We start from the raw sequence: 12,003 nt of genomic DNA, 5'->3' as shown, positions 1-12,003 counted from the left end.
GCACTCAGTTCATGTTGCGAAGGAGGCGGCGAGCGAGCCCAGCAGCAGGTTCCAGCCGTCCGCCAGCACGAAGAGCATCAGCTTGAAGGGCAGGGAGACGAGTACCGGCGACAGCATCATCATGCCCAGGCTCATCAGCACACTGCTGACGATCATGTCGATGACCAGGAAGGGGATGAAGATCAGGAAGGCGATCTGGAAGGCCGACTTCAGCTCGCTGGTCACGAAGGCTGGCACCAGCACCCGGAAGGGCACGGCCTCGGGCTTGACCTCGCCCTCCAGCTTGGCCAGGCGGCTGAACAGGGCCACGTCGGCCTGGCGGGTCTGCTTGAGCATGAAGCCGCGCATGGGCACCTCGGCGCGCTTGAGGGCTTCGTCGAAGCCGATCTGGCCCGCGGAGTAGGGCTGCCAGGCCTCGCTGTAGACCTTGTCCAGCGTGGGGCTCATCACGAAGAAGGTGAGGAACAGCGAGAGCCCGATGATGACCTGGTTGGGCGGTGCCGCCTGGGTGCCCAGGGCCTGGCGCATCAGCGAGAGCACGATCACGATGCGGGTAAAGCCCGTCATCATCAGCAGCACCGCGGGCAGGAAGCCCAGGGCGGTGAAGAAGAGCAGTGTCTGGATGGGGACCGAATAGCTGCCGCCCGAGCCCTGGCCGATCAGCAGGGGCAGCGTGGCCGGGGGCGGATTGCCTTGCTGGGCGAAGGCGCTGCCCGTGGCCAGCAGCAGCGCAAGAAGCGTCGCGCCGCGCAGGAGGGTGTCATTGCGCATGGTCGCTCCCCTGGCCGCGCGTCAGGCGCTGGCGCAGTTGGGCCGCGAAGCTGCCGGTGTCCGCGGCGGCGGGCAGGCTGGCCTGGGGCGGCATCACGTGCAGGGTCTGGATCTGCTGCGCGGTCACGCCCAGCACCAGCCAGCGCCGGTCCTCGCCCTCGCCCACCTCGACGGTCACCAGCTTCTGGCTGGGAGACAGCGGCAGGATGGCGACCAGGCGCATCTGAGCGTTGGCAAGACCTGGCCCCAGCGGGCTGCGCTTGAGCAGCCACAGCGCCAGCGGGATCAGCGCGAGGATGGCCAGGAACCACAGGACCGGCAGCACTTGGGAGTTCATGTGCCGATTCTGGGCAGGACTTGAGGCGCAGAGTCCCTGGAAAAGCGCCGGAAAACCCCCGCGACAGGGGCCGAAGGGGCGCAGCCCGGTGTGTCTGCGGGGGCTGCGCAGGCGAACGGGCTCAGCCGCCCTTGGAGAGACGGCGCATGCGCTCGGAGGGCGTGACGATGTCGGTTAGGCGGATGCCGAACTTGTCGTTCACCACCACCACCTCGCCTTGCGCGATCAGGTAGCCGTTGACCAGCACATCCATAGGCTCGCCAGCCAGGGCGTCCAGTTCCACCACCGAGCCCTGCGCCAGCTGCAGGATGTTCTTGATGGGGATGCGGGTGCGGCCCAGCTCCACCGTCAGCTGCACGGGGATGTCCAGGATCATGTTGATGTCCTGGCCCGGCATGTTGCCTGGGGTGGGCGTGAAATTGGCGAAGCTTGCGGGGGCGACCTGCTCGGTGGGGGCTTGCACCTCCTCAGCGACTTCGGAGCCCTTGGCTTCTGCGAGTGCGGCCGCCCATTCGGCCGCCATTGCGTCTTGTTCGTCCATGGCGCTGCCTTCAGCTTGTGTTGCGGGAGCCCAGCCAGCCCTGGTCATGGCCAGTCAGCATCTGGTCTACCTTGAGAGCGTACTTGCCGTTGGAGGTCCCGTAGTGGGCCTCGAAGACGGGCACGCCATCGATCTTGGTCTTGATGACTGGCTCCAGGTCCAGCTCGATGAAGTCGCCGGGCTTGAAGGCCAGCAGCTGCTCCACCGTGGCCGGCGCCTCGGCCAGCTCGGCCACCAGCTCCACCTCGGCCGATTGCAGCTGGTGCTTGAGCAGATTGACCCAGCGGCGGTCGGGTTCGGTGGAGTCGCCCTGCGTGCTGGAGTACAGCACGTCGCGGATGGGCTCCAGCGTGGAATAGGGGATGCAGAAATAGACGGTGCCGCTGGTCTCGCCGATCTCCAGCGTGAAGGAGGTCGAGACCACGATCTCACTGGGCGTCGCGATGTTGGCGAACTGGGGCTGCATCTCTGAGCGCTGGTATTCCAGCTCCAGCGGATAGATGCCCTTCCAGGCCTTGTGGTACTCGGCGGTGATCACCTCCACGAGGCGGAAGATCACGCGCTGCTCGGTGGGTGAGAAGTCCCGGCCCTCGATGCGTGCATGGAACTTGCCGATGCCGCCGAAGAGGGAGTCAATCACCGCGAACACCAGGGTCGGGTCGCAGACGATCAGTCCGGATCCGCGCAGGGGCTTGACCGAGACGATGTTGAAGTTCGTGGGCACCACGATCTCGCGCAGGAAGGCGCTGTACTTCTGCACCTTGATGCCGCCGATGGCGACTTCGGGGCTCTTGCGGATGAAGTTGAACAGGCCGATGCGGATGTTGCGGGCGAAACGCTCGTTGATGATCTCCATCGTGGGCATGCGCCCACGCACGATGCGTTCCTGGCTGGCCAGGTTGTAGTCTCGGATGCCACCCTGCTGGACCTCCTCGGCCTCGAGCTTCTGGCTCTCGCCGGTGATGCCCTGCAGGAGTGCATCGACTTCGTCTTGGGAGAGGATCTGCTGGTTCATGGCGGACTCACGGCTCGCGCAGCATCACTGCACGATGAAGGTGGAGAACAGCACCTGCGTCACAGGGCTCTCGACGGCCTTCTTCTTTTTCTTCTTTTTCTTGCCCGTCGCGGCGGCGTCCTCGTCGTCCTCCTCGTCGAGCTCGATGCCCATGGGGCGCACCGACTCGCGCAGGATCTCCCGAGCCAGCTTCTCCTTGCCCTCGCGGGTCAGCAACTCGGCCGAGGTCTTGTGCGACAGCACCATCAGCACATTGCTGCGGATGGCGGGCATATAGGCCTTGAGCTGGTCCGCCGTCTTGGGGTCGCCCACCTCCAGGGTCACGCCGATCTGGGCGAAGCGGTCCACTTCCTTGTCGGCCAGGTTGACCGTGAAGGGATCCAGCGGAACGAAGGTCGGCGGCGTGCCCGGCTTGGCCTTGGCATGGCTGGTCTCGGCCGCGGCGGGCGCCTCGGCGCCATCCTCGTCCTCGGCATGCTGCTTCTTCTTCATCAGCATCAGCGCCGCACCACCGCCGATGATGACCAGCAGCAGCACTGCGGCAACGATGATGATCAGCTTTTTCTTGCCACCGCCGCCACCCACTGCGGCAGCGGCCTCGGCACCGGCTGGTGTGGCCATGAAGACTCCTTGGATCTACGGGCCCCTGCGCTGCGCGCGCCATGGGGCCATCAGGATCAATTATTCGGACGAATGGCGGATTGGCATATGGCAATAAGCGGTGGAAAAGCGTGCAAAAGACCCGTCATGACTCCTCAGGATCCGCCTGGCAAGCTCCAGCCAGCGTTCAGGCCCTCAGGCGAAGAGGTCCAGGACACCGCGGCTGCGGCGGGCTTGGGTTGCGCTGTGCTGCTGCGTCGGGACACTGTCGTCCCCAGGCATGCGGTCTGCAGCGGCCGCCGTCCAGCGCCCCCCTGAAGCGCTGCCGTCGCGGTCCGCCTGACCGGACTGCGCCTGCTGCTGCTGGCTGAACACACCGCCACCGCTGAGCGTGAGGCCCTGATCACGCAGCGCGCCGGCCAGCTCCGGCAGGCGCTTCTCAAGCACGGCACGGGTGTCGGCCTGCTCGGCCACGAAGCTGATCTGGGCCTGCTGGCCGTCCAGCACGATCTGCACCTGCACCGGCCCCATTTCGGACGGGTTCAGGTGCAGCTGGGCCTGCTGCACGCCTTCGGCAGCGGCCAGGCTCAGGCGCGCGGCCATCTCCGGTGCAAAGCCCGGACTGTGCAGCGGCGACTGCAGTTCGTAGCGCGCGCCGGCCGCCGCGGCGGCAGCCGTGCCGCGTTCCTGCAAGGCACCGGCCTGCGCCTGGTGCAGCATCCCCGCGAAGCCGGCAGGCAGCGCAGCCGTGTCGTGTGCGGGGCCGTCACCGGCCTTGGCGGCCTGCGCCGTGGCATCCAGGGCCCGCGCGTTCTCGTCCGGACGGGCTGACAGCTCTTGCGCCGAGCGTGCACCGGCCGGGCCCTGGGGCTGTGCCTGTGCCGCAGCAGCGCCGAGCGTCCCGGCAGGGAGCTCGGAGGCCTTGCCGTCACCGGCGGCCGGAATTCGCGCGCCCTCCGCCTGTCCGCCCTGGCCGCCGTCGCCATCGGCGTTCAGCGCGGCATGACGGCCCAGGGGGGCGGCTGGTGCCAGGGCGGCATCCCCGGCGGGCAGAGGCTTCTGAGCGTCTTGGGCAGGGATTTGGGCAGGGATTTGGGCCTGGGGCACGGCCGCAGTCAGGCTGGCGTCCGCGGGCTTGTCCTGTGCCTCGGTGGCGCTGTCCTGGGCTGCGGCGGGGTCGAGTTCGGCGTCGGCCGGGCTGTCATCCTTGCGCAGGTGTCGCAGCACCTGGGCCAGCACCGGATCTTGCGCGTCCGCTTCGCTCGTCTCGGCCGTGGCCTTGGTGCCGTTCGCGGCCTGTCCTTGCCTGTCCCTGGTCTGGGCCTCGGCCGTGCGCCGTCCGGCCGCTCGGGCTTCCAGGCGTCGGGCCTGATCGCTGGCAGCGCTGCGCGACGTCTCACCCTCCAGCTTGGCAGGCGAGGGGGCCGGCGCCGCTGCGCGCGGCGCAGGTGCGGCCACCTGGCTGCTGCCCGGCAGCGGTGTTGGGGGTGGGTTGCCAGGCGAGGCGGGCTGGCGCGGGCTAAGCGTGACAGGGGCTACTGACACCGTGCCCCCCTTGGCCTGCAGCAGCTGTGCAAATGCCGCCGAAGCCTCGCCGTCCTGGCCGCCGCGGGCCGAGCCCAGTTGGCTCAGCAGGTCTGCAGTGGCCGACCGTGCGCTGCCGGCCGAGGGCGTCAACATCATCTTGTTCATGGGAGATCCTTTCGGGCCGGCCGCCGTGGGGGCCGGCGGCACGGGGTCAATGTCCGAGGCGCAGGGCGGCACCGAAGGCGGCGTGGCGCAGGGCGCGGGCGGCCTGCTCGTCGGTGGCCTTCTGCTCCTGGCGTTCCTGGCTGCGGCGCGCCTCCTGGCGGCGGCGTTCCAGCAGCTTGCGCACCGAGGCCACGCGCAGCTCACGTTCACGCAGTTGTTCACGGATCAGGGCCAGCCGCTGCTCGGCCTGGCAGCTGAGCAGGTCCTGCTGGCTGATGGCCTGGTCCAGGCGCCCGCCAAAGCTCTGGTAGCAGCTCAGGATCTCCACCGTTGTGCTGCGGGCGAAGCTCTGGGTCCAGCGCGTGCGGTATTCCGTGCGGTATTGCGCGAGCTGCTCATGCTGCTGGCGCAGGGCACCGGCCCGCGCCTCGGCGTCGCGCAGCAGGCCCAGGGCCTCGTCGCGTTCGGCTTCGGCACGTTCCAGCAGCACATCCAGGGCTTGCAGGGATTGAGCGCTCATGAAAGTTTCTCCGTCTTGGGACTATCGGCCGATTTCAGGAAACATTGACCAGTTTTTCGAGCTGGTCGATGCTGCTCACGAGTCCGGCTGGTTGGTGCATGTCCTGCTGCAGCAGCTGGACCATCTCTGGGTGCAGGCGCACGGCCAGGTCGAGTTCGTGGTCATGGCCCGGCACATAGGCGCCCAGCTGCAGCAAGTCGCGGGCCTTGTTGTGCTTGGTCCAGAGCTGGCGGAAGCGACGAGCACAGACCACGTGAGCGGGCTTGGCCACGTTGCTCATCACCCGCGAGATCGAGCGTTCGATGTCGATGGCCGGATAGTGGCCGGCCTCGGCCAGCTCGCGCGAGAGCACGATGTGGCCGTCCAGGATGCCGCGGGCCGCATCGGCGATGGGGTCCTGCTGGTCATCGCCCTCCGAGAGCACGGTGTAAAAGGCCGTGATGGATCCACCACCGGCCATACCGTTGCCGCTGCGCTCCACCAGTTGCGGCAGCTTGGCGAAGCAGCTGGGCGGATAGCCCTTGGTCGCCGGTGGTTCGCCGATGGCCAGGGCGATCTCGCGCTGGGCCATGGCATAGCGGGTGAGCGAATCCATCAGCAGCAGCACATGCAGGCCGCGGTCACGGAAGTGCTCGGCGATGGCGGTGGCATAGGTGGCGCCCTGCATGCGCAGCAGCGGCGGAGCGTCGGCCGGCGCGGCGACAACCACCGAGCGGGCCAGGCCGTCATCGCCCAGGATGTCCTCGATGAATTCCTTCACCTCGCGGCCGCGCTCGCCGATCAGGCCCACCACGATGACATCGGCCTGCGTGTAGCGGGCCATCATGCCCAGCAGCACGGACTTGCCGACGCCGGTGCCGGCGAAGAGGCCCAGGCGCTGGCCGCGGCCCACGGTGAGCATGGCGTTGATGGAACGCACGCCGGTGTCCAACGGGGTGCGCACAGGGTCGCGGTCCATGGCATTGATGGGTCGGCGCACCATGGGCTCCGGGTGCACGTCTTCCAGCGGGCCGCGCCGGTCCAGCGGGTGGCCGTGGGAATCGACCACGCGGCCCAGCAGACCGTCGCCCATGGGCAGGTGCAGGCCGCGGTCCTCGTCGCGGCGCCAGGGATGGCGCTGCTGGCCCAGCAGGGGCCCGTGCAGGGCCGCGGGGCGGGGCACGACCATGGCCCCGCTGGAGAGGCCATGGACCTCGTCGGTGGGCATCAGGTAGGCACGGTCGCCGGAGAAGCCCACGACCTCGGCATTGACAGGGGCCTGACCACGGCGCGGATTGGCCGCCGAGCTGGGCATGTGGATCTGGCACACCGAGCCCACGGGCACGCGCACGCCGGTCGCCTCCAGCACCAGGCCGGCGACGCGCACCAGCTTGCCCTGAGGCTCCAGGGCCACGGGGGCAGCGGCGAAGGCCTGCATGTCGTCGAGGTACTGGTCCCAGCGCGAGAGGCGCTCGATGCTGTCGTTCCTCATGTGGCACCGTCCTCTTGCAGCTCGGCGCCGCCACGGCGGTCTTCCCACAGCGAGTGCTGGCCCATGGCGGCCATCACCTGCTGCCAGCGGGCGGGCAGGGAGGCATCAACGCTGGAGATGTCGGAGTCCACCTTGCAGCCGCCGCGGGCGACGGCGGGGTCGGGGATCAGCTGGGCCTCGCGGGCCTTCAGCTCCTCGCCCGCGCCCTGCTCGACGAGGGGCAGGTCCTCGGGGTGGACGCGAACGCGGATGTGGCGGGCCGAGATCAGCAGGGCTTCGACGGCGTCATGGGCCACGCGGGCGATGGCCTCGGGCTGCTGCTGCAGCTCGGTGCGCACGACCTGGCGGGCCAGCTCGACAGCGCAGCGCGCCAGGGTCTCTGCCATGCGGGCTTCCATGTCCTCGAAGTCAGCACTGAAGTTTCTTACCAGCTCGCCGATCTGGGCGCTCATCTGCTGAGCAAAGCTCTTCTTGAAGGCGTCCAGGGCCTCCATGCCGTCGCGGTAGCCGTCCTGGTAGCCGCCCTGGCGTGCGGCGCTGAGCAGTTCCTCGATGTTGGGCGCCTCCGGTTCCAGCGGCGCTTCGGCCGCAGCGGGTTCGGGGGCGGCGGTGGCGGTGTAGGTGGGCTTGCTCTCCGGCGCACCGTGGAAGGCATCCGGGTTCCAGCTGGAGAAGCCCTGCAGTTCCTCCCGGGGGATGAAGCGGCTGTAGTGGCTGGTGCGCGCCGGGCTGCCTTCGGGGCGCACCGGCGGTGGAACTTGGCGAGGCGGGCGAGGCGGCATGGTGAACATTCAGGGCATTCGGTGAAGGCGGTGTCCGGGGCTCAGAGGAACTGGTCGTCGCCGCCGACGGCAAGCACGATCTGGCCTTCGTCCACCAGACGGCGCACGATCTTGAGGATCTCCTTCTGCTCGCTCTCCACCTCGGAGAGACGCACGGGTCCGCGGGACTCCAGGTCTTCGCGCAGCGTCTCGGCTGCGCGGGTGGACATGTTGCGGAAGATTTTCTCGCGCAGCTCGGGGCCGGCGCCCTTGAGCGCCACCACCAGCGATTCGCTTTGCACTTCCTTGAGCGTGGCCTGGATGCCCTTGTCGTCGATCTTCTCGAGATCGTCGAAGGTGAACATGTTGTCCATGATCTTCTGGGCCAGGTCGCTGTCGGCCTCGCGGATGTAGTCCAGCACCGAGGCTTCGACGCTGGAGCCCATCATGTTGATGATCTCGGCCGCCGTCTTCACGCCGCCCAGCGAGCTCTTGCGCATGCGATCGCCGCCGGCCAGGATCTGGCTCATCACCTCGTTGAGGTCCTTCAGGGCCATGGGCTGGATGCCGTCCAGCGTGGCGATGCGGATCAGCACCTCATTGCGTTGGCGCTCGGTGAAGAGCTTGAGGACGGAGCTGGTCTGGTCGAAATCCAGGTGGGCCAGGATGGCCGCGATGATCTGCGGGTGCTCGTTGCGCAGCAGTTCGGCCACCGAGCCGGCGTCCATCCACTTCAGGCTCTCGATGGAGGAGACGTCGCTGCCCTGCAGGATGCGGTCCAGCAGCAGATTGGCCTTGTCCTCACCCAGGGCGCGGCGCAGCACGGTGCGCACGTACTCGTCGGTATCGTTGACCAGCATGCTTTGGGTCTCGGCCACGGCGTCGAACTTGTCCAGCACCTTTTCGACCTGTTCGCGCTTGACCACCTTCAGCTTGGCAATGGTCTCGCCCAGCTTCTGCACTTCCTTGGGCGCGAGATGCTTGAAGACCTCGGAGGCTTCCTCTTCGCCTAGGGACATCAGCAGGATGGCCGCTTGTTCGACGCCTTCGTCATCCATGATGGTGCGTTCCTGTCAGTTCGCCCGATCGGGCGATGGGCATGGTATTGCGGGCCGAGCGCCGGGCCGCTCCCAAGCCGGCTCGCTGTGACGAGGCGAGCGGCTCAATGCCGAGCGCATCGTCGTCCCCCCGGGGGACCGACCGGGCAGGCCCGCGTCCAGCGCGGCGAGCCTGGGCGAGGGGCAAGCAGTTCACGCTGGCTCCTCGCCGTTCACCCAGGCGCGAACGATGTTGGCGACGGCCGCAGGATTCTCGCGAGCCAGCTGGCGGGCCCGTTCGAGCTTCTGGTTGTTGGCCGGTGCCTCCAGGGCGGGCAGGCCCTCGCCGCCCGGCAGCAGTTCGGTCTCGTCGGCCACGGCATTGAGCTGGCCGCCGGCTTCCTCAGTCTTCTCCTCGGGCGCTGGCGGATAGGCGGCGCGAATGGCCGGCTTGACCATGCCGAAGACGGCGATGAGGGCCACCAGCACCAGGGCCGCGGGCACGGCGGCGGCGCGCACCACGTCCAGCAGCCAGGGTTGCTTCCACAGGGGCAGCTCGGTGCTGTCGATCTTCTCGACCACGAAGGGCGCGGAGACCACGCGCACGGAGTCGCCGCGGTCCTGGCTGAAGCCCATGCTCTCCTTGACGAGCGCGGTGAGTTTGTCGAGCTCTTCCTGGGACACGGGTACCGTGGTGACCTTGCCCTTGGGATCGGTGATGCTGCGATGGTTGACCACCACCGCGGCATTGAGGCGGCGCACCACGCCAGTGGCGTTGCGGGTCACGCGGACGGTCTTGTCCAGCTCGTAGTTGGTGACGGCCTCGCGGCGGCTGCTCTGCTGGCCGCTGCCGGCGCCACCTGCCGTCTGCAGCGGGGCCGAGGCGCCGTTGATGGGGGCTGTGGCCGGCACCGGCGGCTGGTTGGTCGCCGCGCCGGGCACGCCGGAGGGCTGGGCCGGCGTGGCGTTGGTCGATTCCTGGGTCTGCTGGCTGCGGATGGCGCTGCTGGCATTGGCGCCCTGGTTGGGCTTGTATTCCTCGGCGGTGGACTCGACCTGGGAGAAATCGACATCCGCGGTGACGGTGGCACGCAGGTTCTCCCGGCCCACCACGGGCTCCAGCAGCTCGTAGATGCGCTTGTGGAGGTTGGCCTCGACCTGCTGCTTGTACTGCAGCTGCTGGCTGTCCAGGCCGGAGCCGTTGTCGCCAGGGCTGGAGAGCAGGGCGCCGGTGCTGTCCAGCACGCTGACGGCCTTGGGATTGAGCTCGGGCACCGAGGCCGACACCAGGTGCACGATGCCGGCGACCTGGGCGCGGTCCAGGCTGCGGCCGCCACGCAGCGTCAGCATCACCGAGGCGCTGGGCTTCTGCTGCTCGCGGAAGAAGCCGTTCTGCTGGGGCATGGCCAGGTGCACGCGGGCATCGGCCACGTCAGCCATGGCTGTGATGGTGCGGGTCAGCTCGCCCTCGAGGGCGCGCTGGAAATTCAGGCGCTCGTTGAACTGGGTCTGGCCGATGGACTGCTTGTCCATCAGCTCGAAGCCCACCACGGAGCCCTTGGGCAGGCCGGCCGAGGCCAGCTTCATGCGCACGTCGTAGACCTGGTTGGCCGGGACGAGGATGGTGCCGCCGGGCTCGTTCCTGTAGGGCACCTGCATCTGCGCCAGTTGGGCGATGACAGCGCCACCGTCCTTGTCGGAGAGGCCGGTGAAGACGGGGCGGAAGTCCCCCTGCGAGGACCACAGGCTCATGGCAAGCACCACGCCCACCAGCGAGGCCAGCCCCAGGCCCAGGCCCAGCTTGCTGCGCGCGGGCAGAGCCACCAGTCGCCCGGCCAAGCCCGGCTGGCCTGCGGGCTGGGCCGGGACGGGCTCCAGGGTGACGGCGGTAGGGGCGGTGAGGGCGTTGTCCATGGCGGGTGGCGGCTGTGCAAGGGTGCAGGGTTCCCGCACCAATGACCAGGATTTTTTTGTCATTTCCCCCTTAAGAAAGGCGAAATGAGGCCGACAAAGCGCGCTCAGTTCACGCCTTTGTCCTTTGGCCTGACCCGTAGCATTCCCCTACCTGAAGAGCGGGACCGTGTCCTGCATCCCGGTCCGCTTCGGCCTGGATGGCACCGTCAGCTCCGGGAGATGCCATGGACCTCAAGCTTCGCCCCTTCGATTTCGCCGCTGCCGTCGCCCGAGCCGGCATGAGCAGCAACGGCCAGCCGGTGGCCCAGACGCGCGCCACGGGTGGCACCAGCTTCGGCGATGCCATGGTGAAGGCCATGCAGTCGGTCAGCACCCAGCAGAACGAGGCCCGCCGCCTGCAGCGCGAGGTCCAGCTGGACAACCCCACGGTCAGCCTCGAAGAGACCATGGTGGCCATGCAGAAGGCGCAGATCGGTTTCCAGGCCACGCTGCAGGTGCGCAACCGCCTGGTCTCGGCCTATGCCGAAATCATGAACATGCAGGTCTAGCGCCTGCACTGCCTGCCGCAGGAAGCGCCGCCGACGGCCTCAGAGTCGCATCTGGCGGCGTCTCTTCTGGGTCTGGTCGATGTAGAGCTGCAGGGCCCGCGCAGTCTCGGGCGGCAGCGTCTGGAAGGCACAGCCCAGATGGCGGCCGCTCTGGATCTCGGCATGCTGGGTCACATGCAGCAGTCGCAGGCTCACCTCCAGGCGGGTGTCTCGATCCAGCTCCAGCACGCAGCCGCCGAGGTCCAGGTTGGGCGGCAGCTCGGGCTGGTCGCCCGGCAGCAGCAGGCCCAGGCCGCCCATGCTCACGTCCAGCACGCGCAGGCGCAGCAACTCGCCGTCTAGGGGATGGCGCAGCTGCAGCAGCGGGTAGTTGACGCCCGTGGGCTGGACCCGGAAGGTCTGGCGGCGCTGGAAGCGGTACAGGCTTCGGGGCAGGGCGGCGCGCAGCACGCTGCCGCCGCCATCGCGCACGATCACCGGCTGCTCCAGCTCGAACTCCAGGCGGATCGAGGCCAGGTAGGCCGTGGCGGTGATCTCGTCGCTCTCGAGCAGGGATTCCGCCTGGCTGCTGCTGCTGGGGAGATCGAATCCCAGGAGCCCGGTTCGGGCGTCCAGCACGCACAGGGTGGTGTGCAGGTCCACGCCCTCGGGGTTGCGCAGGTAGACCCGCGCCTGCTCGCTCATCAGCTCGCGCAGGTAGGCGGCGATCTCGACGGGGGTGCTGATCCGGTAGTTCTCCCGCTGCGGGTCATCGAGGTCGGTGGGGGCGGCGGTGTCGGGCAGGTTCATCGGGGCG

General features: G+C 68.3%; 13 protein-coding genes. 1 reads left to right on the top strand and 12 read right to left on the bottom strand.

What is annotated here, in order from left to right; translation table 11 throughout:
- Nucleotides 1-9: 9 nt before the first annotated feature.
- The 11 genes from fliP to fliF form a co-directional block, all read right to left on the bottom strand.
- Nucleotides 10-771 (bottom strand): flagellar type III secretion system pore protein FliP, encoded by a 762-nt coding sequence (fliP, locus tag H5407_RS15055; RefSeq protein ID WP_183105283.1) that lies wholly within the window; start codon nucleotides 769-771, stop codon nucleotides 10-12.
- Nucleotides 761-1,108, bottom strand: a complete 348-nt coding sequence (locus tag H5407_RS15050) for a flagellar biosynthetic protein FliO (protein ID WP_183105282.1) — start codon at nucleotides 1,106-1,108, stop codon at nucleotides 761-763. The genes fliP and H5407_RS15050 overlap by 11 nt, the downstream gene beginning before the upstream one ends.
- 121 nt (nucleotides 1,109-1,229) lie before the next feature.
- Nucleotides 1,230-1,649 (bottom strand): flagellar motor switch protein FliN, encoded by a 420-nt coding sequence (gene fliN, locus H5407_RS15045; protein WP_183105281.1) that lies wholly within the window; start codon nucleotides 1,647-1,649, stop codon nucleotides 1,230-1,232.
- A 10-nt stretch (nucleotides 1,650-1,659) separates the two neighbouring features.
- Nucleotides 1,660-2,664 carry a flagellar motor switch protein FliM gene (gene fliM, locus H5407_RS15040; protein ID WP_183105280.1) on the bottom strand — a complete coding sequence of 335 codons (1,005 nt, stop codon included), beginning with the start codon at nucleotides 2,662-2,664 and terminating at the stop codon, nucleotides 1,660-1,662.
- Between the two features lie 24 nt (nucleotides 2,665-2,688).
- Nucleotides 2,689-3,285 (bottom strand): flagellar basal body-associated protein FliL, encoded by a 597-nt coding sequence (fliL, locus tag H5407_RS15035; protein WP_183105279.1) that lies wholly within the window; start codon nucleotides 3,283-3,285, stop codon nucleotides 2,689-2,691.
- Between the two features lie 174 nt (nucleotides 3,286-3,459).
- Complete coding sequence (locus H5407_RS15030) at nucleotides 3,460-4,956, bottom strand: flagellar hook-length control protein FliK (protein ID WP_183105278.1); 1,497 nt, start codon at nucleotides 4,954-4,956, stop codon at nucleotides 3,460-3,462.
- A gap of 46 nt (nucleotides 4,957-5,002) precedes the next feature.
- Nucleotides 5,003-5,476, bottom strand: coding sequence for a flagellar export protein FliJ (fliJ, locus tag H5407_RS15025; RefSeq protein WP_183105277.1), 474 nt, complete (start codon nucleotides 5,474-5,476; stop codon nucleotides 5,003-5,005).
- A gap of 34 nt (nucleotides 5,477-5,510) precedes the next feature.
- The gene (gene fliI, locus H5407_RS15020) at nucleotides 5,511-6,947 is read right to left on the bottom strand and encodes a flagellar protein export ATPase FliI (protein WP_183105276.1); all 1,437 of its coding nucleotides are present in this window, start codon (nucleotides 6,945-6,947) and stop codon (nucleotides 5,511-5,513) included.
- Nucleotides 6,944-7,738 (bottom strand): FliH/SctL family protein, encoded by a 795-nt coding sequence (locus tag H5407_RS15015; protein WP_183105275.1) that lies wholly within the window; start codon nucleotides 7,736-7,738, stop codon nucleotides 6,944-6,946. Before H5407_RS15015 ends, fliI begins: the two co-directional genes overlap by 4 nt.
- A 32-nt stretch (nucleotides 7,739-7,770) precedes the next feature.
- Nucleotides 7,771-8,766, bottom strand: a complete 996-nt coding sequence (fliG, locus tag H5407_RS15010; RefSeq protein ID WP_183105274.1) for a flagellar motor switch protein FliG — start codon at nucleotides 8,764-8,766, stop codon at nucleotides 7,771-7,773.
- A 192-nt stretch (nucleotides 8,767-8,958) separates the two neighbouring features.
- A complete protein-coding gene (gene fliF / locus H5407_RS15005; RefSeq protein WP_183105273.1) occupies nucleotides 8,959-10,659 on the bottom strand; it encodes a flagellar basal-body MS-ring/collar protein FliF in 1,701 nt (566 codons plus the stop codon).
- A 224-nt stretch (nucleotides 10,660-10,883) separates the two neighbouring features.
- On the opposite strand from fliF, the gene fliE reads away from it, so the two are divergent.
- Nucleotides 10,884-11,207, top strand: coding sequence for a flagellar hook-basal body complex protein FliE (fliE, locus tag H5407_RS15000; RefSeq protein ID WP_183105272.1), 324 nt, complete (start codon nucleotides 10,884-10,886; stop codon nucleotides 11,205-11,207).
- A 39-nt stretch (nucleotides 11,208-11,246) separates the two neighbouring features.
- Here fliE and H5407_RS14995 read toward each other — a convergent pair whose 3' ends face one another.
- Nucleotides 11,247-11,996, bottom strand: coding sequence for a flagellar brake protein (locus H5407_RS14995; RefSeq protein WP_183105271.1), 750 nt, complete (start codon nucleotides 11,994-11,996; stop codon nucleotides 11,247-11,249).
- Nucleotides 11,997-12,003: the final 7 nt, after the last annotated feature.

The organism is Mitsuaria sp. WAJ17, from assembly GCF_014174515.1.
Classification (GTDB): Bacteria; Pseudomonadota; Gammaproteobacteria; order Burkholderiales; family Burkholderiaceae_C; genus Roseateles_B.
This window is presented reverse-complemented; position numbering and strand designations above follow the sequence as displayed.

Excerpts from the sequence above, each read along its gene's own strand:
- fliI (WP_183105276.1), bottom strand. The coding sequence starts at position 6,947 with ATGAGGAACGACAGCATCGAGCGCCTCTCGCGCTGGGACCAGTACCTC.
- fliL (WP_183105279.1), bottom strand. The coding sequence starts at position 3,285 with ATGGCCACACCAGCCGGTGCCGAGGCCGCTGCCGCAGTGGGTGGCGGC.
- fliG (WP_183105274.1), bottom strand. The coding sequence starts at position 8,766 with ATGGATGACGAAGGCGTCGAACAAGCGGCCATCCTGCTGATGTCCCTA.
- H5407_RS14995 (WP_183105271.1), bottom strand. The coding sequence starts at position 11,996 with ATGAACCTGCCCGACACCGCCGCCCCCACCGACCTCGATGACCCGCAG.
- H5407_RS15015 (WP_183105275.1), bottom strand. The coding sequence starts at position 7,738 with ATGTTCACCATGCCGCCTCGCCCGCCTCGCCAAGTTCCACCGCCGGTG.
- fliN (WP_183105281.1), bottom strand. The coding sequence starts at position 1,649 with ATGGACGAACAAGACGCAATGGCGGCCGAATGGGCGGCCGCACTCGCA.
- fliJ (WP_183105277.1), bottom strand. The coding sequence starts at position 5,476 with ATGAGCGCTCAATCCCTGCAAGCCCTGGATGTGCTGCTGGAACGTGCC.
- H5407_RS15050 (WP_183105282.1), bottom strand. The coding sequence starts at position 1,108 with ATGAACTCCCAAGTGCTGCCGGTCCTGTGGTTCCTGGCCATCCTCGCG.
- fliF (WP_183105273.1), bottom strand. The coding sequence starts at position 10,659 with ATGGACAACGCCCTCACCGCCCCTACCGCCGTCACCCTGGAGCCCGTC.
- H5407_RS15030 (WP_183105278.1), bottom strand. The coding sequence starts at position 4,956 with ATGAACAAGATGATGTTGACGCCCTCGGCCGGCAGCGCACGGTCGGCC.
- fliM (WP_183105280.1), bottom strand. The coding sequence starts at position 2,664 with ATGAACCAGCAGATCCTCTCCCAAGACGAAGTCGATGCACTCCTGCAG.
- fliP (WP_183105283.1), bottom strand. The coding sequence starts at position 771 with ATGCGCAATGACACCCTCCTGCGCGGCGCGACGCTTCTTGCGCTGCTG.
- fliE (WP_183105272.1), top strand. The coding sequence starts at position 10,884 with ATGGACCTCAAGCTTCGCCCCTTCGATTTCGCCGCTGCCGTCGCCCGA.